Annotated in this window: 21 protein-coding genes and 1 other RNA gene; 11 read left to right on the forward strand and 11 right to left on the reverse strand. The window is 38.7% G+C overall.

The features are described from left to right. Nucleotides 1–8: 8 nt before the first annotated feature. Both RICGR_RS01985 and ssrS read right to left on the reverse strand, forming a co-directional pair. The gene (locus RICGR_RS01985) at nucleotides 9–596 is read right to left on the reverse strand and encodes a 5-formyltetrahydrofolate cyclo-ligase (protein ID WP_006035660.1); all 588 of its coding nucleotides are present in this window, start codon (nucleotides 594–596) and stop codon (nucleotides 9–11) included. 22 nt (nucleotides 597–618) lie between these two features. Then, nucleotides 619–780: non-coding RNA, 6S RNA (ssrS, locus tag RICGR_RS07630), on the reverse strand. A gap of 168 nt (nucleotides 781–948) precedes the next feature. Here ssrS and RICGR_RS07395 point away from each other — a divergent pair. The 5 genes from RICGR_RS07395 to RICGR_RS02010 are packed head-to-tail and all read left to right on the forward strand — an operon-like array spanning nucleotide 949 to nucleotide 6,997. Further along, on the forward strand, nucleotides 949–1,527 hold the full coding sequence (locus tag RICGR_RS07395; protein ID WP_006035477.1) for a UPF0149 family protein: 579 nt from the start codon (nucleotides 949–951) through the stop codon (nucleotides 1,525–1,527). Nucleotides 1,528–1,550: 23 nt separating this feature from the next. After that, the gene (locus RICGR_RS01995; protein WP_006035206.1) at nucleotides 1,551–2,843 is read left to right on the forward strand and encodes an aminopeptidase P N-terminal domain-containing protein; all 1,293 of its coding nucleotides are present in this window, start codon (nucleotides 1,551–1,553) and stop codon (nucleotides 2,841–2,843) included. Beyond that, complete coding sequence (locus RICGR_RS02000; RefSeq protein ID WP_006035996.1) at nucleotides 2,840–4,114, forward strand: FAD-dependent monooxygenase; 1,275 nt, start codon at nucleotides 2,840–2,842, stop codon at nucleotides 4,112–4,114. The genes RICGR_RS01995 and RICGR_RS02000 overlap by 4 nt, the downstream gene beginning before the upstream one ends. Beyond that, nucleotides 4,101–5,801, forward strand: coding sequence for an NAD-dependent malic enzyme (locus tag RICGR_RS02005; protein WP_006035285.1), 1,701 nt, complete (start codon nucleotides 4,101–4,103; stop codon nucleotides 5,799–5,801). Before RICGR_RS02000 ends, RICGR_RS02005 begins: the two co-directional genes overlap by 14 nt. Continuing rightward, on the forward strand, nucleotides 5,798–6,997 hold the full coding sequence (locus RICGR_RS02010; RefSeq protein WP_040615103.1) for a UbiH/UbiF/VisC/COQ6 family ubiquinone biosynthesis hydroxylase: 1,200 nt from the start codon (nucleotides 5,798–5,800) through the stop codon (nucleotides 6,995–6,997). Before RICGR_RS02005 ends, RICGR_RS02010 begins: the two co-directional genes overlap by 4 nt. 15 nt (nucleotides 6,998–7,012) lie before the next feature. Here the strand turns inward: RICGR_RS02010 and RICGR_RS02015 are convergent, their stop codons facing one another. Beyond that, nucleotides 7,013–7,435 (reverse strand): hypothetical protein, encoded by a 423-nt coding sequence (locus RICGR_RS02015; RefSeq protein ID WP_006035867.1) that lies wholly within the window; start codon nucleotides 7,433–7,435, stop codon nucleotides 7,013–7,015. Nucleotides 7,436–7,515: 80 nt separating this feature from the next. Here RICGR_RS02015 and gmhB point away from each other — a divergent pair, with 80 nt between their 5' ends. Beyond that, complete coding sequence (gmhB, locus tag RICGR_RS02020) at nucleotides 7,516–8,079, forward strand: D-glycero-beta-D-manno-heptose 1,7-bisphosphate 7-phosphatase (RefSeq protein ID WP_006035118.1); 564 nt, start codon at nucleotides 7,516–7,518, stop codon at nucleotides 8,077–8,079. Next, nucleotides 8,072–9,460 (forward strand): DNA repair protein RadA, encoded by a 1,389-nt coding sequence (gene radA, locus RICGR_RS02025; protein ID WP_006035014.1) that lies wholly within the window; start codon nucleotides 8,072–8,074, stop codon nucleotides 9,458–9,460. Before gmhB ends, radA begins: the two co-directional genes overlap by 8 nt. Nucleotides 9,461–9,993: 533 nt before the next feature. On the opposite strand, the gene recD2 is transcribed toward radA, so the two are convergent. From recD2 to RICGR_RS02045, 5 genes are all read right to left on the reverse strand, one after another. Next, nucleotides 9,994–12,177: an SF1B family DNA helicase RecD2 gene (gene recD2, locus RICGR_RS02030; protein ID WP_006035796.1), complete on the reverse strand. Its 2,184-nt coding sequence runs from the start codon at nucleotides 12,175–12,177 to the stop codon at nucleotides 9,994–9,996. A gap of 171 nt (nucleotides 12,178–12,348) precedes the next feature. Then, complete coding sequence (locus RICGR_RS02035; RefSeq protein WP_006034850.1) at nucleotides 12,349–13,572, reverse strand: IS256 family transposase; 1,224 nt, start codon at nucleotides 13,570–13,572, stop codon at nucleotides 12,349–12,351. A 156-nt stretch (nucleotides 13,573–13,728) separates the two neighbouring features. Then, the gene (locus RICGR_RS07635) at nucleotides 13,729–13,971 is read right to left on the reverse strand and encodes a phospholipase D-like domain-containing protein (RefSeq protein WP_081441664.1); all 243 of its coding nucleotides are present in this window, start codon (nucleotides 13,969–13,971) and stop codon (nucleotides 13,729–13,731) included. A gap of 70 nt (nucleotides 13,972–14,041) precedes the next feature. After that, complete coding sequence (locus RICGR_RS08115; protein WP_081441665.1) at nucleotides 14,042–14,185, reverse strand: Rpn family recombination-promoting nuclease/putative transposase; 144 nt, start codon at nucleotides 14,183–14,185, stop codon at nucleotides 14,042–14,044. Then, nucleotides 14,169–14,921 (reverse strand): Rpn family recombination-promoting nuclease/putative transposase, encoded by a 753-nt coding sequence (locus tag RICGR_RS02045; protein WP_338049520.1) that lies wholly within the window; start codon nucleotides 14,919–14,921, stop codon nucleotides 14,169–14,171. Before RICGR_RS02045 ends, RICGR_RS08115 begins: the two co-directional genes overlap by 17 nt. Nucleotides 14,922–14,971: 50 nt before the next feature. Between RICGR_RS02045 and RICGR_RS02050 the strand changes: the two genes are divergently transcribed. Beyond that, the gene (locus tag RICGR_RS02050; RefSeq protein WP_006034850.1) at nucleotides 14,972–16,195 is read left to right on the forward strand and encodes an IS256 family transposase; all 1,224 of its coding nucleotides are present in this window, start codon (nucleotides 14,972–14,974) and stop codon (nucleotides 16,193–16,195) included. On the opposite strand, the gene RICGR_RS07645 is transcribed toward RICGR_RS02050, so the two are convergent. The 3 genes from RICGR_RS07645 to RICGR_RS07865 are packed head-to-tail and all read right to left on the reverse strand — an operon-like array spanning nucleotide 16,187 to nucleotide 16,700. After that, the gene (locus RICGR_RS07645) at nucleotides 16,187–16,387 is read right to left on the reverse strand and encodes an Rpn family recombination-promoting nuclease/putative transposase (protein ID WP_081441723.1); all 201 of its coding nucleotides are present in this window, start codon (nucleotides 16,385–16,387) and stop codon (nucleotides 16,187–16,189) included. The two genes, RICGR_RS02050 and RICGR_RS07645, sit on opposite strands and share 9 nt — an antisense overlap. After that, a complete protein-coding gene (locus RICGR_RS07860) occupies nucleotides 16,372–16,512 on the reverse strand; it encodes a hypothetical protein (RefSeq protein WP_006035142.1) in 141 nt (46 codons plus the stop codon). The genes RICGR_RS07645 and RICGR_RS07860 overlap by 16 nt, the downstream gene beginning before the upstream one ends. Then, a complete protein-coding gene (locus RICGR_RS07865; RefSeq protein ID WP_240992191.1) occupies nucleotides 16,509–16,700 on the reverse strand; it encodes a hypothetical protein in 192 nt (63 codons plus the stop codon). The genes RICGR_RS07860 and RICGR_RS07865 overlap by 4 nt, the downstream gene beginning before the upstream one ends. A 158-nt stretch (nucleotides 16,701–16,858) precedes the next feature. Between RICGR_RS07865 and RICGR_RS02055 the strand changes: the two genes are divergently transcribed. The 3 genes from RICGR_RS02055 to RICGR_RS02065 all read left to right on the forward strand — a co-directional run bounded on the left by RICGR_RS02055 (nucleotide 16,859) and on the right by RICGR_RS02065 (nucleotide 17,768). Beyond that, a complete protein-coding gene (locus tag RICGR_RS02055; protein WP_040615104.1) occupies nucleotides 16,859–17,107 on the forward strand; it encodes a hypothetical protein in 249 nt (82 codons plus the stop codon). Continuing rightward, on the forward strand, nucleotides 17,088–17,441 hold the full coding sequence (locus tag RICGR_RS07650) for a toxin-antitoxin system HicB family antitoxin (RefSeq protein ID WP_006035724.1): 354 nt from the start codon (nucleotides 17,088–17,090) through the stop codon (nucleotides 17,439–17,441). The genes RICGR_RS02055 and RICGR_RS07650 overlap by 20 nt, the downstream gene beginning before the upstream one ends. A gap of 81 nt (nucleotides 17,442–17,522) precedes the next feature. After that, nucleotides 17,523–17,768: a hypothetical protein gene (locus RICGR_RS02065; protein ID WP_006035691.1), complete on the forward strand. Its 246-nt coding sequence runs from the start codon at nucleotides 17,523–17,525 to the stop codon at nucleotides 17,766–17,768. Nucleotides 17,769–17,793 lie beyond the last annotated feature (25 nt).

The raw sequence follows: 17,793 nt of genomic DNA on the forward strand, positions 1-17,793 counted from the left end.
CAGAGAAACTAATTCATTGAACGAAAGTAAATTTGTTTTTCGGTGATGATGGCATTAAGAGGGACGTCCCAGCTTTTGTCAGTGAAGTTGGTTAATTTTTGCCATTCATAGGCAAGTCCTAGTAAAAAGGGACGAGAGGGTCTTGGCGGGTGTAATAAAAAAGAAAAACTTTTGTCATAAAAACCTGCGCCTCTACCGAGACGTTGACCTTTTTCAGTAAAACCTAATAGAGGAACGAAGACTAAATCGATAGCCGCCGCTGCAATACAGGTCGTGCGCGATAAGGGAGGCTCGGGAATATTAAACTGGTTTTTTTTTAAGAGCGTATCGATTTCAAAAGAACAAAATATTAATTGCTCACCCTGGACGACGGGCAAATAACATTTTTTTTTATGTTGCCACGCGTTATGAATGAGTGCTGAGGGATCAATTTCGTTATGAATAGCGTGATAACTTGCAATGGTTTGGCTTTGGAAAAATAATGGATGACGGCTTAATTTTTCAACAAGTAGAGCAGAGGCTATTTTTTGATCATCGGACGAAATTTTGGCGCGTTGTTGTTGTAATTTTTTACGAGATAATTGACGATTATTCATACAGTATCATACGTGATTAAATGATCTAGCCCAGCCTTATTTCCTGATCCAACGATCCAGGTGGATTTAAGTCTATCTACTTCAGGCTTCTTGCTCACGAGAAGGCAAGCGTGCACACGGTAAATAAATCAAATTATCCCTCGATATAAAAGTATCGATCGGAAAACGATTGGCTGAGCCAGATACGTGAATAGTATAATCTATTTTTAATTTCAAGCTACTCTGTTATGAAATGGATAGCGTAAGAAAATAGTGCGTTATTCGATTTAATTTATTTTTAAGATTTGCTTCTCTATATTAACACCACTTAGAATGGTAATATTATTAGGATCTTCTTCATAAGAGTACGCTTATGCAAACTCAGTCAAAAACTCCTGCTTTCGATGATTTTTACCATTTATTGACTCAAGCTGAAGTGGTGACTTCTCCGGCAGAAATACATGGCATGTTGTGCGGGTTTGTCTGTGTAGGCCCTAAACTGAATGGTGGCTTCTTAATCGATATTTTGCTCAAGCGCTTGGGTAATCGTCCACCTTTTATGTTGGGTTCGCAGGACGCTATTGTCAGTTTATATGATGCGGCGTGCCGTCAATTAAGCGGCTTGCAAACGTTTCAATTGTTATTACCGAATGCGCAACATCAGTTAGAAGAACGAGCTGAAGCGTTAAGTTTATGGTGTCAAGGTTTTTTATATGGGTTAGGTTTAGGTGGGAGTACGATTGAAGACGAAACACCCGATGTCATACATGAAGCGTTGTATTGTATTGCTGAGATTGCCAAACTGAATATGAATCATTTAGAAATCATGGAGCTCAATAAGTTGGCTTATGATGAAGCTATCGAGTTTATTACCCATGCTATCCCTTTAATTTATGAAGAATTAACCTATTATTCCCTCGAAGGAAGTACGGATTCAATGTATCTTCATTAGTAGAAAGGCGAAAGTCATGATTTATGTTTAATCTTTTGGAATTGCGACATCGGCGCCAGCAATTGGTCTCTCAATTAAAACAGGATGAGCTTATTTTTTTAACGGCAGCATCACAATGTATCCGTAATGGCGATGTGTTTTATGCCTATCGTCAAAACAGCGATTTTTACTATTTGACTGCATTTCCTGAACCTGAAGCGATCGCCTTATTGACTCCCAGAGGGAAATTTATATTATTCAATCGGAAAGAAGACCAGGCCGTCGCGATGTGGGAGGGTGAACGTATTGGTCAACGACGTGCATGTAAAGAATATGGTGCAGACGACGCTTTTTCGATTGACGCGCTTGAAACGAATTTGGTCGAATACGTAAAAGGAGCGCGTGTTTGCTATTACCTGGGTGATGAAAAAAACAACACGCGTATTGTCAAACGAATTAATAAATTGCTCATGCGTTTAAAAAAAACACCGCTCGAATACGCTAAAAAATTAGTGGATAACCTGCATGAAATGCGACTTAAAAAAAGCCCAACAGAATTAGAACAGTTACGCCAAGCGGCTTATATTTCCAGCAAAGCGCATCAGCGAGCCATGCAAGCGTGCCGGCCTGGCTTATATGAATATCAATTAGAAGCCGAATTACTCTATGCCTTTTACCAGCAAGGAAGTCAAGCCTTGGCGTATCCTAATATTGTTGCAGGTGGTGCCAATGCATGCATTTTACACTATACGAAAAACCACGCACCGTTAAAATCGGGTGATTTAGTCTTAATTGATGCGGGGTGTGAATATAATTGTTATGCTTCCGATATAACGCGAACTTTTCCTGTTAATGGTCGGTTTAATTCAGAACAAAAGGCCGTTTATCAAGTCATATTCGACGTTCAGCGTGCTATTATTGCGTTAATAAAACCAGGCGTTGGTTGGAACCAACTGCAACGATGCTGCGTGGAGTGGATCACGCAAGGGTTAGTAGATTTAGGTTTATTAAAAGGAACGATTAATGCACTGATTCAGAAGAAAAGTTATCACAAATTTTATATGCACGGATGCAGTCATTGGTTAGGTTTGGACGTTCATGACGTGGGTGAATATCGAGTAGGAAAAAAATGGCGGCCTTTAGAGCCCAATATGGTATTGACTGTAGAGCCAGGAATCTACATTAGACCCGATGAAAATGTGGATAAAAAATGGTGGAATATTGGCATTCGTATTGAAGACGATGTCAGAGTAACCCATGAGGGTTGTGAAGTATTAACCGCACACGCACCAAAAACGATAAGTGATATTGAAGCACTAATGCGAGCCTCTTTATGAAGCCAGAGTATGATATCCTCATTGTGGGTGCGGGGATTGTTGGAAGTAGTCTCGCGTTAGCGCTATCGGCGTTACCTTTACGAATCGGTTTAATTGAACAATTCCCGTTTAACTCCTTAGAAGAAACATTATCATTACCCAGTAAACCAATCGCGTTAAATTTGGCGAGTCTGCGTATTTTAAAAGCATTAAAGGTGTGGCCAGCTTTAGAACCTTATGCCAATCCCATTTTTCGTGTTAAGGTTTCACAGCAGGGTTATTTTGGTCAACTGAAAATAAGCGCAGAGGAATTAGGTGTTCCACAATTAGGTGCGGTTATTCCTGCTGCTCGTTTGGGTATGGAGTTAATAAAAGCCTTATGTCGTTTAAAAGCACCCCATAGAGCACAAGGAAGTTTAGATCTTTATAATCCAGCAACCTGCGTGTCGATTCATAAACCAAAAACCCATTGGCAGGTTGTATTGCAAACATTTCAAAATGAAAAAAAGACGATTCATGCCCGTTTAATTATCGCCGCGGATGGTACTGATTCTACCGTTCGCACGTTATTAAAAATTGGTTTGAAAATGAATTCTACCGTTGAAAGGGCGTTGATGACGTTCATTGAGAGTAGTCGACATCATCAACATCATGCGTATCAGCGATTTACACAGGAAGGTATTATCGCTTGTTTGCCTTTACGCGAGAATAAAATCGGTTTAGTGTGGACATCGGAACAACAAACAATTGAAACATTACAAAATTTAATGGAATCAGAATTTTTGGAACGAGTGCAACAGCATTTTTCTTATCGTTTTGGCAAACTATTGAATTATAGTAAACCGCAGATTTATTCATTAAAAAAAGGTGTTTCTGAATGTCAGGCGCAAGCAGGTTTGCTATTATTAGGAAATGCTGCACATACCTTACTTCCTATTGCGGCACAAGGTTTAAATTTAGGTTTGTACGATATGGCTGAGTGTGTAGACGTGATCACAAACGCGCTGAAAGCCAATACCGACCTGGGAGATAAACATGTGGCCCACGCCTATCTCCAAGCGCGCGTATCGTCGCAACAGCATATTATTCGATTGACCGAGCGATTGAAGCGTTTACAGCCTCGTTTTGGCCCGTTGACTTTTATTTATAATAATGGTCTATTAACAATGGATTTAATTCCACGCGCAAAACGAAATTTATCGCATCGTTTAATGGGTACACATGGTCGACTTCCTCGCTTGGTTCGCGGCTTAACGTTACAACAAGAAGAATATGAGTATGCCAAAATTTAAACCGGTTACGGATCAAAATGAAAACGTTCGTTTTTTAGAAACAAATGCGTTGGGTTCGACGCTATTAACAACGGCTAAATTAAATAAAGGCACTGCATTTACGGAATCAGAACGACAGGAGTTAGGATTACTTGGAAAATTGCCCTATCGTGTCGAAAGTTTACAGCAACAAACGCAACGTGTTTACCAACAATTTTTAAAAAAAGAAGATAATTTAGAAAAGCACCTTTATTTACGGTGTTTGCATAATACAAATGAAATATTATTTTATAAATTAGTCAGTCAACATTTAACAGAGATGTTGCCTGTGTTGTATACACCAACTGTTGGAAAAGCCGTTGAACAATTTAGTCAAGAATTCCAAGAAGCACGTGGTTTATATATTGCTTATCCCGATAACGATCGGATCGATCAAATCCTTGATAATCGTTTAAATCCAGAAGTGGACATTATTGTGATGACCGATGGAGAGGGTGTATTAGGTTTAGGTGATCAAGGTATCGGAGGAATGGGCATTTGTATCGCAAAATTAATCGTTTATGTTCTCTGTGCGGGGATTAATCCCAACCGGTTATTGCCAATACAAATCGATGTGGGAACGAACAATGAACAATTGCTGAATGATCCCCTCTATTTGGGTTGGCGTCATCCCCGCGTATCAGGTCAACAATATGATGATATGATAGCGCGTGTTGTTTCTGCAATACAACGAAAATTACCTCGTGCTTATTTGCATTGGGAAGATTTTGGTCGTGAAAATGCACGACGTAATTTAGAATGCTACCGTGATACGATGTGTACGTTTAATGACGATATGCAAGGGACAGGCGCAGTGACCTTAGTTGCACTGTTGTCGGCTATTCGGCGCACTAAAGTTCCTTTAACTGAACAACGCATTGTTATTGTGGGGGCAGGTACGGCTGGAACAGGGATTGCCGATCAATTATGTGCGGGTATGCTACGACAAGGTTTATCGAGAGATGAGGCGTTATCACGATTTTATTTGGTAGGGCGGCATGGCTTGATACAAGATTCGACACCGAATCTAACAGCTTTTCAAAAACCTTATGCCCAACGATTGATGAATAAAACCGAGGCGACGTGGCAGCTCTATGATGTTGTGCAAAAATTTAAACCCACGGTATTAATCGGTAGTTCGGGTCAAGGCGGAATTTTTACGGAAGCTATCGTTAAAACGATGGCAAGTCAGGTTGAATATCCAATCATTTTTCCATTGTCAAATCCGACAGAAAAATCAGAAGCAACACCCGATGATTTGTTCAATTGGACAGAGGGACGTGCACTGATTGCGACGGGAAGCCCTTTTGGTCAAGTTTATTATAAAGGTGAAAAAATACCGATTGCACAATGTAATAATGCGCTGATTTATCCAGGGATTGGTTTGGGTGTCGTTACTGCACAAGCAACTCGTCTCAGTGATGGCATGATTTGGGAAGCCTGCAACGCTTTAAGCCATTTTACCCAAACATCATCGTCGAAAAAGGCATTATTACCTCATTTTGAAGACATACAAGCCATGAGTCGCTGTATCGCTTTAGCGGTAGCTGCACAAGCACGTCGAGAAGGTTTAGCACAAGTTCCAGACTCCATTGATTTGACCCAAGAAATGGATAGGCAATTTTGGAAGCCCGAATACCTGCCTTATCGTTATTCCAAATCGCTATGACATTGAAAACCATACCAACGGATTTTGATATTGTTATTGTTGGTGGTGGCATTATGGGCTTAACGCTGGCGTGTCATTTAATAGAAAAGGATTTAAAGATTGCGATTATCAATAAAGAGACGATCGCGCAATCTTCTAATCCGCTTACTTCCAAACTTCGTACGATTGCGTTGACGTTGGCGTCTTGTTCCTATTTAAAAGCATTGAAGGTGTGGCAGCGATTTAACGAAAAGCAATATGCGCCCTTTCGATGCATGGAAGTCTGGGAAGCCAGCCAATCTTCTCAACTTTTTGTGGATAGTGCGGACATAGGCGAACCGAGTTTAGGTTATATTGTTAAGAACGATGATTTAAAACATGCCTTATATGCACAAGCGAAAACGGATCCCGAATTAACGTGGATTACAAAAGATGCCTTATTTGAAATGCACGTGGAAGAAAATCACATTGATATCAACTTAATCTCTGGATTAAAACTACGGACGCGCTTATTGGTGGGTGCCGATGGTGATCAATCTAAAGTGAGGCAATTAGCCGGTTTTTATAGTAAAGCGACCGATTATCAACAGCGAGCGCTTATTGCGACCGTGAAAAATGAATGGGCGCATGAAAATATGGCGCGACAAATTTTTTTAGAAAAAGGTTCTTTAGCTTTTTTGCCCTTAAAAAATCCGTTTATGTGCTCTATTGTTTGGTCGAGTGATCCCGTTAACGTGCGTCATTTAGAGACAATAGATGATGATCTTTTTTGCAGCGAATTAACACAGGCCATCGAACAGCGTTTAGGTCAAGTGATATCGACAAGTCCGCGTTTAAGTTATCCATTAAAAATTCAAGAGGTCGAGCGGTACGTTAAACCCCGTATTGCATTAATCGGTGATTGTGCACATATCATTCATCCCTTAGCGGGCCAAGGTGCTAATTTAGGATTGGCCGATGTACAGTGTTTGGCGCGCGTCGTCGTAGAGGCCAAACAGAAAGGTCGTTCAATCAGTGCGCTGCATACGTTACGTCGCTATGAAAGAGAGCGTCGTTTTCATAATCGACTGATGATGGGAAGTGTCGATGCTATTAAATATTTATTTTTATCTACGCATCCTGTTTTACAGAAAACACGCCAGTATGGATTAACGATGATTAATCGCACAACGTGTTTGAAAAATGTGATTGCTCGATATGCGATGGGGTCATTTTAACGCTTAAGAAATGTGCTAAGTTCTCATAGCACGAGAAGTTGTAGGCTGAAGTGTTTCTTGAGAAAGCATGTTAAATATTTCATCGATCCGTTTGAGTCGGATTTTTAATTCTTTTATCGACGTTATTGATTGATGTGGCTGTTTACGAAAAAAAATGCCGGTTTGCTGGCGAGGTTCGGGACCTATAAGCTTTTTTATCTCATAAAATTGTTTCATCACTTGCGCTAATAAAATATCCGACGTTGTATTTTTGTTTTCAATACATCGGTTAATTATTTTTCTATTTGATACAATAAACGCTGTTATTTTTTTCTGTGTTTCGATTTTTTGTACGTGAGTGCACTTTCTTGAGTACGCGTGCATTTCAATTTTTTCTTTGAGTTGTCGAGCCGTTTCAAATGCAGCGTCTAATTCTGTTTGCGATGGTACAATGGCCATGGAAAATATACTGTAAAATGGGTGAAAACAATGAAAGTATAAGTCTTCTAGATTAAGAAAGACTTAAAAGGAGATAAAAAATGGCTAAAAATAGAGCATTTATTATTCTGGATCGGGATGGTGTCATCAATGTTGAATCGAAAAATTACATTAAAACACCTGAAGAATGGTTGCCACTTCCAGGTAGTTTAGAGGCTATTGGGTTATTGAGCCAGACAGGTTATACGGTTGTTGTGGCAACAAATCAAGCGGGTGTGGGGCGTGGTCTTTACACCGAAATTGATTTAGCGAATATTCATCAAAAAATGCAGGATAGTCTCAAGCAATTTGGTGGCAAGATAGACCAAATTTTTTATTGCCCTCATCATCCGGATACGGCATGCCACTGTAGAAAACCAGAGAGCGGTCTATTTGAACAAATCGCTGATTATTATCAAATGGATTTAACGGGTATTCATTCGATTGGTGATTCATTACGGGATATTCAAGCGGCTCGTAAAGTAGGTTGCCAACCCAGCTTAGTTTTAACCGGCAATGGTGAAAAAACCTTATTAAATAATCAAGAATTAGTGAATGAAATTCCTATTTTTTCTGATTTAAAATGCGCAGTGGAAACGTTATTACAGGAAAAACAGCATGTCTAAGCCCAAACGTATTTATCAATGTCAATCCTGTGGCGGACAGTTTTTACAATGGTCCGGTCAATGTTTGGAATGTAGGGCATGGAACAGTTTGGTAGAGGAGTATGTAACACCACAATCGTTTATTTCATCACGTTCAAAAAGTTATGCATCTGCGAATACAAAAATAGTGGATTTAAAAAGTATTCAGTTAACTCAAATAGAACGGTTTTCTTCAACGATTACAGAGCTTGACCGGGTTTTAGGGGGTGGAATCGTTCCTGGTTCAGTCATCTTAATGGGAGGAGATCCCGGGATAGGAAAATCAACGTTGTTATTGCAAAGTCTTTGCCAATTAAGTGAACACCATGCTGTACTTTACATAACCGGGGAAGAATCTCTTCAGCAAGTGGCTTTACGCGCACAACGTTTAGGGTTACCCTACAAGAAAATTCGATTATTGGCTGAAACCCAAATTGAAAACATTTTAAGACATATTTCAGAAGAAAAACCGCATGTTTTAGTGATTGATTCGATACAAACCATGCATACTGATTTACTTCAGTCAGCACCGGGTGCGGTGGGCCAAGTTCGAGAAAGTGCGCTGCAATTGACGCGTTTAGCGAAACAAACCGGTATTGCTTTATTTTTAGTGGGACATGTGACGAAAGATGGTGTCCTTGCAGGCCCTCGTGTTTTAGAGCATATGGTGGATACGGTTTTATATTTTGAAGGGGAGACAGATAGCCGGCATCGGTTAATACGTTCCGTTAAAAATCGTTTTGGTGCAGTCAATGAACTCGGCGTCTTTGCAATGACAGACAAAGGGTTACGTGAAGTCAGTAATCCTTCTGCTATGCTATTATCACGGTCAAGTTTACTGGTTTCAGGGAGTTTAGTGACGGCAGCTTGGCAAGGTAGTCGTCCTTTATTGGTCGAAGTGCAAGCCTTAGTGGATAATAGTCATCTGGGTAATCCCCGCCGAATCACGGTCGGTTTAGAGAATAATCGTTTAGCATTGTTATTAGCCGTGTTACATCGGCATGCCCGTATTATGACCTCTGATCAAGATGTTTTTATTAATGTGGTAGGCGGTGTCCGTCTATTAGAAACGAGTGCGGATTTACCAGTTTTATTGGCTGTGCTATCCAGTTTACGCGACAAACCTTTTCCGGACGATTGTTTGGTATTTGGTGAAATAGGTTTATCTGGTGAAATTCGTCCAGTCCCTTACGGACAAGAGCGTCTACGAGATGCATTAAAACACGGTTTTAAATCAGCAATTATTCCTAAAGCCAATAAGAGTAAAACCGAGAGAGAAGGAATGACACTATTTCCAGTTGAACAATTGACCGAAGCTATCGCTATTGTACGTCAAATGGATCCCGTAAAGACATTAACGTAAACGCGAGGTGTTTTAATGAGGGTGGTGACGAGGGTCTTTCCGTTCTAGTGGCTGCGAGAGTCATAATTATTAAATAGGGTGAGAAAAAAATGGCTACTCTTCTAGAATCAGTAAATCTTGGAACCTGTAAACCATTTTGTGTAGTGCGCCATGAAGCACTACACAATTTTATTTACAGGCTCGACTCAGATAGCCATAAACCTACCTTAACGGTACTAAGGAGGGCTGCATAAGTTTCTAAGTCGCGCAAGAACTTTTTGAAACTTTTTAAAAACGATGTAAGTGCTTGATTTTACTGGCGCGCCCGGAGAGATTCGAACTCCCGACCACCAAGTTCGTAGCCTGGAAATATAGTTAAAAAATAATTAATAATCAACAACTTGCGGTACTTTGCTAACTTAATAATCGGTCTAAAACTACGAGGATTTTGGTATATTTTATTTCAGTCTGGTACAATTCTGGTACACCAATTTTCTAGCAATACTTTCGATGTATTTCAGATAACCTAGAATAATTTTTTATAAAATAATTATTCAAAAAATGTCGGCCATACGTTGGATTAATTGAGTTAAACGTTGCTGTGAGGGCTGTTGGTGTACCGCAAGCGCTAGAGCCTTATATTGTCCAATCAGAATAACCAGTTTTTTCCCTCGAGTGATACCAGTATAAAGAAGGTTGCGTGCTAACAGACGATAATGTTGCATGGCAATTGGAATAACTACTGCTTTATATTCAGATCCTTGACTTTTATGAATGCTCGTCGCATAAGCCAAGGCAATCTCATCTAATTCGTTAAAATCATACTCAACTAGGCGATCCTCAAAATTAATTTGTAGGGTAGTTTCTTCTAAGTTAATTTTAGCAATAAATCCAATATCACCATTAAAGACTTCTTTGTCATAATTATTGACGGTTTGTATCACTTTATCACCTGGTGAGAAGGTCCAGCCAAAACGTTGTATTTTTGGCTCAGATGAAGCATTGAGGGCTTGTTGTAAGGCATGATTCAAATGATAAGCACCTACTGCTCCGCGATTCATAGGAGTAAGCACTTGAATATCTTGCACGGAATGAAATGGAAAGCGCTTAGGAATGCGTTGTGTAACACAATCAATTAATTTCGTTTGAATTTCTTCGGGTGTATTAGCAGGGATAAAATAAAAATCAGAAGAAGGCAATGATTTTTTAAAAGGCATTTTACCTTGATTCACCCGATGAGCATTCACAATGATTTGCGATGTAGCGGCTTGACGAAATATTTCCGTCAAAACAACCATAGGTATTTGTTTTGAAGTTATCAAATCTGCAAGTACAGAACCCGGTCCCACAGAAGGTAATTGATCCACATCACCAATTAAAAATAAAGCCGCTTGTTGTGGAATAGCTTTTAACAGCTGATTCATCAGCGTGATATCTAGCATCGACACTTCATCCACCACGACAATATCCGCTGGTAACGGGAAATCGGCATGATATTTAAAACCAAAAATATGCGGATCAAACCCTAAGCAACGATGAATGGTTTTTGCAATTAAACCCGTTACCTCACTTAAGCGCTTTGCAGCACGCCCTGTGGGAGCACAGAGTTCAATGGTGAGTTGCCTCGTTTGAAAAATTTTAATCAGGCTATTGACGACTGTCGTTTTTCCTACGCCAGGACCGCCGCTAATAATCATAACCTTAGATTGTAAGGCTTGAATAATCGCTGCTTTTTGCGATGTAGCTAACTGTAAACCGGTTTGCTTTTCTACCCAAGGAATGGCTTTATCGGGATCAATTTTTCCCCATGGAAAAGAACCGCCAAAAAGTAAATATTTTAACCGTTTCGCTATGGAAACTTCCGCTTGATAAAATGACTTAAGAGCCAGCGTGATATTGTCGTTGCTGAGAGTTTGTATAAGTTCTTTAGCCTCTACTTCAGCTGCTATGGCGGTAGCAATTATTAATTCTGATACATTTAATAGCTTATGGGTTGCTTGGATGAGATCAGTTTGTAGTAAAGCACAATGACCCTCTTGACCGGCTAACTGCAGTGCATACTGTAATCCTGCTCTTGCACGCAATGGAGAATCTGCTCGAAGACCTAAACTTTTAGCCAGCTGATCAGCCGTTTTAAAACCAATACCACGAATATCGCTCGCTAATCGATACGGGTTTTCTTTCACTTTTTGTATCGCTTGCTCGCCATAGGTTTTATAGATGCGAAAAGCACGAGAGGTACCTAAACCATGACCTTGTAAAAAAACCATAATTTCTCGTATGGCTTTTTGTTCTTTCCAGCCCGTTAAAATTTTTCGTTGTCGTTTTTTTCCAATACCGGGTACTTCACCTAATCGCTCTGGTGTATGTTCAATAACATCAAAAACATCAGTGCCTAATACTTTAACCAGCTGCTTTGCAAAGTAAGGTCCGATACCTTTGACTAGACCCGAGCCTAAATACTTCTCGATTCCTTCAAGACTAGTAGGGGGGATAATACGCAGTTGTGTCGCATTAAATTGCAAACCATGGTCTTTATGATGCGTCCATCCACCCAGTGCTTCAATGGATTCACCTGCTAAAACACGAGCAGTCTGTGCAATGACTGTCACCATATCGCGACGTCCTCGAGCTTTTACCTTCAAAACGCAAAAACCTGATGTTTCACTATGGAAGGTAACCCGTTCAATAAGACCAATTAGTTTTTCTGAAGAACGTTGCTGAACCGGTAAGGCCATTTCTATCCTTCTATAAACAATAGCTTGTTATTTTAATTGTTTTACCTAGTTTAAAAGGATAAGGAACTTAAAGAAAGAAAAATATAGAAAACAGCAATTAAAATAAGGTTTTAACTATAAAAAACCTATCGTTAAATTTGAGAGTGTTCACCAAACTGTGTCATTAATAATTTATCGTAACTGTAAATTTAGCCTGCCATCAAAAAATATCTGCAGTTGAGAAGCAATTAAAGCCCAATTATGCAGGGGCTGGCACCACTTTTCTAGTATTTTTTGACAGGCACAGTAAATTAATTTAAGTAAGGCATTTTCACTGGTAAAAGCCCCTTTATTTTTTGTATATTTGCGTACTTGCCGGTGAAACCCTTCAATAATGTTGGTTGTGTAGATAATACGCCTTAATTCTTCAGGATACTTAAAATACTGGGAAAGCTTATCCCATTGAGTTTGCCAAGACTTAATCACAGCAGGATATTTTTTACCCCATTTTTCATCGAGTTCTAATAGGTGATGCTCGGCTAAGTCCTTGGAACTCGCACGATAAACCAATTTTAAATCAGCCATAAAGGATTTTTGATCTTTGCTGGTCACATACTTTAATGAATGACGGATTTGATGAATCACACAAAGCTGAATTTCTGTCTGGGGGAAAACCTCAGCAATGGCTTCGGGAAAACCTTTTAATCCATCGATGCTGGCAATGAGAATATCCTCAACTCCCCGAGCACGTAAATCATTTAAGACACTTAACCAGAAACGAGAACCTTCATTTTCAGAAAGATACAGCCCTAAAATTTCTTTACGACCCTGGTTGTTAACCCCTAAAACCGAATAAAAAGCACGGCTACTGACTTTACCTTCAATACGTACCTTAAAATGCATGGCATCGAGAAATACGATCGGGTACACAGATTCTAGCGGTCTATTTCGCCATTCCGTTATAACCGGCATTAACTTATCGCTTATCAGGCTTATTTTAGCCGCTGAAACCTCAAGACCATACATATCCGCCAGATGGTCTTGGATCGCCTCATAGCTCATCCCAAGTGCATACAGCGATAGTATTTTGTTATCCAAGGATTCGTTTAAAACCGTTTGACGTTTTTTTACCATTTGCGGTTCAAACGTTCCTAGACGGTCTCGGGGTGTTTCCAGCTCAAAACTTTCTGTCTCCGTTTTTAATACTTTACTTGTTTTTCCATTGCGTCGGTTCGATAACTCAGGCGTTTTCGATTCTGATAATAAATGGGATTCTAATTCACCTTCTAACGACGCTTCGATAATTTGTTTTATTAACGGCGTTAATATTCCGTCTTTTCCTGTTAACGATTCTCCTGATTTTAGTCGGGCTATCGCTTCAGCTTCAAATTCTTTACTCAGTATCGCTTGTTTCATGTCAACTCCTAAAATTCTTAATTTAGTTTAGCGTTGACACAGTTCCTTGAATACTCCCTTAAATTTTGCTATTTTTTGGAGTTATCTATAAATACATAATCTAATCGATGAATGATTTCTGCTAAGGTACAAGTTCTACCTATGCTAAACAAAGAATTACTTAATGTAAGGTTTTGATTGATGCTCTCTATTATACCAATTTTGAATGTATTCTTGGGCAAGCTTAATATCGGTGATGAAAACTAAATTCTCAGCATTACGTTTTTGTGCGCTATCGGTAAAGTTAAAAGAGCCCGTAATAACTTCTTTTTTATCAATAATCATGATCTTGTTATGGGCAATAGCAGGCTTTGTATCAATCCAAACAGGAATACCTGCATCAACAATATAATGTAACAGGCTCCATTTTCAAGCTGAATAATTGGAGTCATGCCCCTCATTTTTATAACGTTCCTTTGTTTAAACGGGATTATTTTATCTGGCATCGTTTCGTGTCAATTAACGGATAAAGATAGCCTTGCGCTTCGTTCATCTGCACAAAATATAAAATATCCGAAAAATGTTTGCGTAAGTTCTTCTCAAAAAAGGAATCTGGTTCAGGCTTTTTCTTCAACTAAACTTAACACTTCATTTTCAGATAAATTGGTTAGATCTTGAATATATTGAATGGATCGACCTTGAGTGATAAGCTTTTTAGCAATAGTTATCGCTTCTTCATATCGACCTTCTTGCCGACCTTGCTGTAGGCCCTGCTGTAGGCCTCTTTGTTCAAGTTGTTGTGCGAATGTCATAATAACCTCAGTTTGTTGGGGGAAGGCTCCTACTAACTCCTTAATTAATACCCTATCTGCTTGTGGTTCAGTTTCATCTTGAGTCGTTGATAACACATAGTTTAGCATATCACTCAGATAGGAAATATTAAGCTGTTTGATTACATTTTGCACAAGCTGAGTTTTGAGCATTTTCCGCATAATTGATAGAAAATTCTTATCCCGATGGTGTTTAAATAACATTTCCATGAGGGAAAGAAGGCCATGCTGGCTAATTTCCTCATCTGATAGGACAGTAAGGTCTATCAGCTTAAATGGCTTGAAAGCGACTTTACGTGCTAATTCAGAGTCTTCAAAGTTGTCATAAAGGTCTGTGGAATGTGGATAAGGCGACACTTCTCCATGATAAATACATAATGGCAAAATAATGGGTAGTTTTTTATGCCCTTGTTGAAGGTGTTCGTGGCTGAGAGAAACAATATAGTGAAGTAAACGAAAAGCCATTAACTCATCGTTAGCCGTTGACTCATGCTCTACTAGGAAAAAAAGGTAGCCTGATTTCTCATTGATTGGGAGTATTCAAGGAACTGTGTCAACGCTAAACTAAATTAAGAATTTTAGGAGTTGACATGAAACAAGCGATACTGAGTAAAGAATTTGAAGCTGAAGCGATAGCCCGACTAAAATCAGGAGAATCGTTAACAGGAAAAGACGGAATATTAACGCCGTTAATAAAACAAATTATCGAAGCGTCGTTAGAAGGTGAATTAGAATCCCATTTATTATCAGAATCGAAAACGCCTGAGTTATCGAACCGACGCAATGGAAAAACAAGTAAAGTATTAAAAACGGAGACAGAAAGTTTTGAGCTGGAAACACCCCGAGACCGTCTAGGAACGTTTGAACCGCAAATGGTAAAAAAACGTCAAACGGTTTTAAACGAATCCTTGGATAACAAAATACTATCGCTGTATGCACTTGGGATGAGCTATGAGGCGATCCAAGACCATCTGGCGGATATGTATGGTCTTGAGGTTTCAGCGGCTAAAATAAGCCTGATAAGCGATAAGTTAATGCCGGTTATAACGGAATGGCGAAATAGACCGCTAGAATCTGTGTACCCGATCGTATTTCTCGATGCCATGCATTTTAAGGTACGTATTGAAGGTAAAGTCAGTAGCCGTGCTTTTTATTCGGTTTTAGGGGTTAACAACCAGGGTCGTAAAGAAATTTTAGGGCTGTATCTTTCTGAAAATGAAGGTTCTCGTTTCTGGTTAAGTGTCTTAAATGATTTACGTGCTCGGGGAGTTGAGGATATTCTCATTGCCAGCATCGATGGATTAAAAGGTTTTCCCGAAGCCATTGCTGAGGTTTTCCCCCAGACAGAAATTCAGCTTTGTGTGATTCATCAAATCCGTCATTCATTAAAGTATGTGACCAGCAAAGATCAAAAATCCTTTATGGCTGATTTAAAATTGGTTTATCGTGCGAGTTCCAAGGACTTAGCCGAGCATCACCTATTAGAACTCGATGAAAAATGGGGTAAAAAATATCCTGCTGTGATTAAGTCTTGGCAAACTCAATGGGATAAGCTTTCCCAGTATTTTAAGTATCCTGAAGAATTAAGGCGTATTATCTACACAACCAACATTATTGAAGGGTTTCACCGGCAAGTACGCAAATATACAAAAAATAAAGGGGCTTTTACCAGTGAAAATGCCTTACTTAAATTAATTTACTGTGCCTGTCAAAAAATACTAGAAAAGTGGTGCCAGCCCCTGCATAATTGGGCTTTAATTGCTTCTCAACTGCAGATATTTTTTGATGGCAGGCTAAATTTACAGTTACGATAAATTATTAATGACACAGTTTGGTGAACACTCTCCATTGATTTCGCATTTATAGATAATATCACTATGAATTTCTTTTAGTTCTGGGACAATAAAGCTTTTTTCAGTTAATTGAAGCGTATTAATATCTATAACTTTATAAATTTCCTGAGGTAAATAAACCTTTAAGAAATCGATAGCTATCTTTTTGCTAATTCTTTAAACACATCCGAGTACTTTTTTAAGCATTTTTTTGTAGCTCTTTTTACTTCGTCTTTTGAAGCATAAACTATCTTTATGTTATCTTGTTTTTTTTCATTCGAAATTTTATCATTTTTCATAATTTAGTTTCATCTAAATTAATTTTTCCATCTACATAAGCTTTCATCAATTTACAAAGCGTTTCTTTTATATCCATATCTATAGAAGTAACTTTTAATTTAAAAGATTTTTTCAAACCTGCAGGTACATCGAATGTCATTCTTGTAACTCTATCTGATTCAGAGATGAGTTTTTTCGGTTTAGTCATTAGCTATTCTCTACTAAATTAATTGCTATATAATAAATTATACTTTAAAAATTTAAAAACAGTTTGACTTAGAGTTATATTTAAATTAAACTTTAAATAAAGTTAAGAAGTAATATTTTTTTACTACAAGCCTTTAATTTGATATCGTATATAGTATAATGACAAAAAGAGAAAAGATAATAACCTCTATTTTAAATAACCCTAAAGGGGTTAGATTTGAAGATGCTTGTAAAATAGCAAATTGGCTAGGATTTACTCATAAGGGTGGACAAGGATCTCATAGAGCTTTTGCTAAGGAAGGAGAGCCAGCCTTATTAAATTTTCAAAATCGGAATGGTTATATACCATCATATCAGGCAAAACAGTTAATTGAGATGATAGAAAGATATGCAAAAAGAGAAATTTAAATACCCAATAGAAGTTTTCTGGAGCGAGGAAGACGAAGGTTATATCGCCACTGTACCGGATTTGGCAGGCTGCTCAGCTTGGGGAGCTACGGAAGAAGATGCCGTCCATGAAATACATGATGCAGCAAAAGCATGGGTAAAAGCAGCAACTAAATCGGGTCGTACAGTACCAGAACCTAGTACACAAACACACTATAGTGGAAAATTTTTAATGCGCTTGCCTAAGCGTTTACATGCTGATTTAGCGCGCAGTGCTAAAGTACAAGGAGTTAGTTTAAATCAGTATGTACTTTATTTGTTAACCGAAAAACATTCAGGACTTTATCAGCATTAAAGAACATTAAGACCAAGAAGCGTTCCCTAGGAGGACCAACTCCTAGGGACATTTAACACAACCAACTGAAAGGAGTTAGTTATGACCGCAGACGTCAGTTTAGAGCAATTCGTCCATCTAAAACAACCCGCTTGTGATTATCTATCGCAAGCTTATGAAATTTCTTACCGACTCAATGATTTAATAGAAGCATTAAAAGAGCTTTTATCGCTTATTCAAGAATATACAAGATCCTCACACACTCTATTTGATAAAGGACAGATACCCGTTAAAGATCTTGAAAATCTATACATTTGCCAAGTTCAAGGAATTAAAACCTGCGGCTAGCCGCTAAAGATATTGAAGCTTTTAA

Source organism: Rickettsiella grylli, from assembly GCF_000168295.1.
GTDB classification, from domain to species: Bacteria; Pseudomonadota; Gammaproteobacteria; order Diplorickettsiales; family Diplorickettsiaceae; genus Aquirickettsiella; species Aquirickettsiella grylli.

Excerpts from the sequence above, each read along its gene's own strand:
- RICGR_RS07650 (WP_006035724.1), top strand. The coding sequence starts at position 17,088 with ATGCAAAAAGAGAAATTTAAATACCCAATAGAAGTTTTCTGGAGCGAG.
- RICGR_RS02005 (WP_006035285.1), top strand. The coding sequence starts at position 4,101 with ATGCCAAAATTTAAACCGGTTACGGATCAAAATGAAAACGTTCGTTTT.
- recD2 (WP_006035796.1), bottom strand. The coding sequence starts at position 12,177 with ATGGCCTTACCGGTTCAGCAACGTTCTTCAGAAAAACTAATTGGTCTT.
- RICGR_RS01985 (WP_006035660.1), bottom strand. The coding sequence starts at position 596 with ATGAATAATCGTCAATTATCTCGTAAAAAATTACAACAACAACGCGCC.
- RICGR_RS07865 (WP_240992191.1), bottom strand. The coding sequence starts at position 16,700 with ATGACTAAACCGAAAAAACTCATCTCTGAATCAGATAGAGTTACAAGA.
- RICGR_RS02035 (WP_006034850.1), bottom strand. The coding sequence starts at position 13,572 with ATGAAACAAGCGATACTGAGTAAAGAATTTGAAGCTGAAGCGATAGCC.
- RICGR_RS01995 (WP_006035206.1), top strand. The coding sequence starts at position 1,551 with ATGTTTAATCTTTTGGAATTGCGACATCGGCGCCAGCAATTGGTCTCT.
- RICGR_RS02065 (WP_006035691.1), top strand. The coding sequence starts at position 17,523 with ATGACCGCAGACGTCAGTTTAGAGCAATTCGTCCATCTAAAACAACCC.
- radA (WP_006035014.1), top strand. The coding sequence starts at position 8,072 with ATGTCTAAGCCCAAACGTATTTATCAATGTCAATCCTGTGGCGGACAG.
- RICGR_RS02050 (WP_006034850.1), top strand. The coding sequence starts at position 14,972 with ATGAAACAAGCGATACTGAGTAAAGAATTTGAAGCTGAAGCGATAGCC.
- RICGR_RS07860 (WP_006035142.1), bottom strand. The coding sequence starts at position 16,512 with ATGAAAAATGATAAAATTTCGAATGAAAAAAAACAAGATAACATAAAG.
- gmhB (WP_006035118.1), top strand. The coding sequence starts at position 7,516 with ATGGCTAAAAATAGAGCATTTATTATTCTGGATCGGGATGGTGTCATC.
- RICGR_RS07395 (WP_006035477.1), top strand. The coding sequence starts at position 949 with ATGCAAACTCAGTCAAAAACTCCTGCTTTCGATGATTTTTACCATTTA.
- RICGR_RS02055 (WP_040615104.1), top strand. The coding sequence starts at position 16,859 with ATGACAAAAAGAGAAAAGATAATAACCTCTATTTTAAATAACCCTAAA.
- RICGR_RS02015 (WP_006035867.1), bottom strand. The coding sequence starts at position 7,435 with ATGGCCATTGTACCATCGCAAACAGAATTAGACGCTGCATTTGAAACG.
- RICGR_RS02000 (WP_006035996.1), top strand. The coding sequence starts at position 2,840 with ATGAAGCCAGAGTATGATATCCTCATTGTGGGTGCGGGGATTGTTGGA.
- RICGR_RS02010 (WP_040615103.1), top strand. The coding sequence starts at position 5,798 with ATGACATTGAAAACCATACCAACGGATTTTGATATTGTTATTGTTGGT.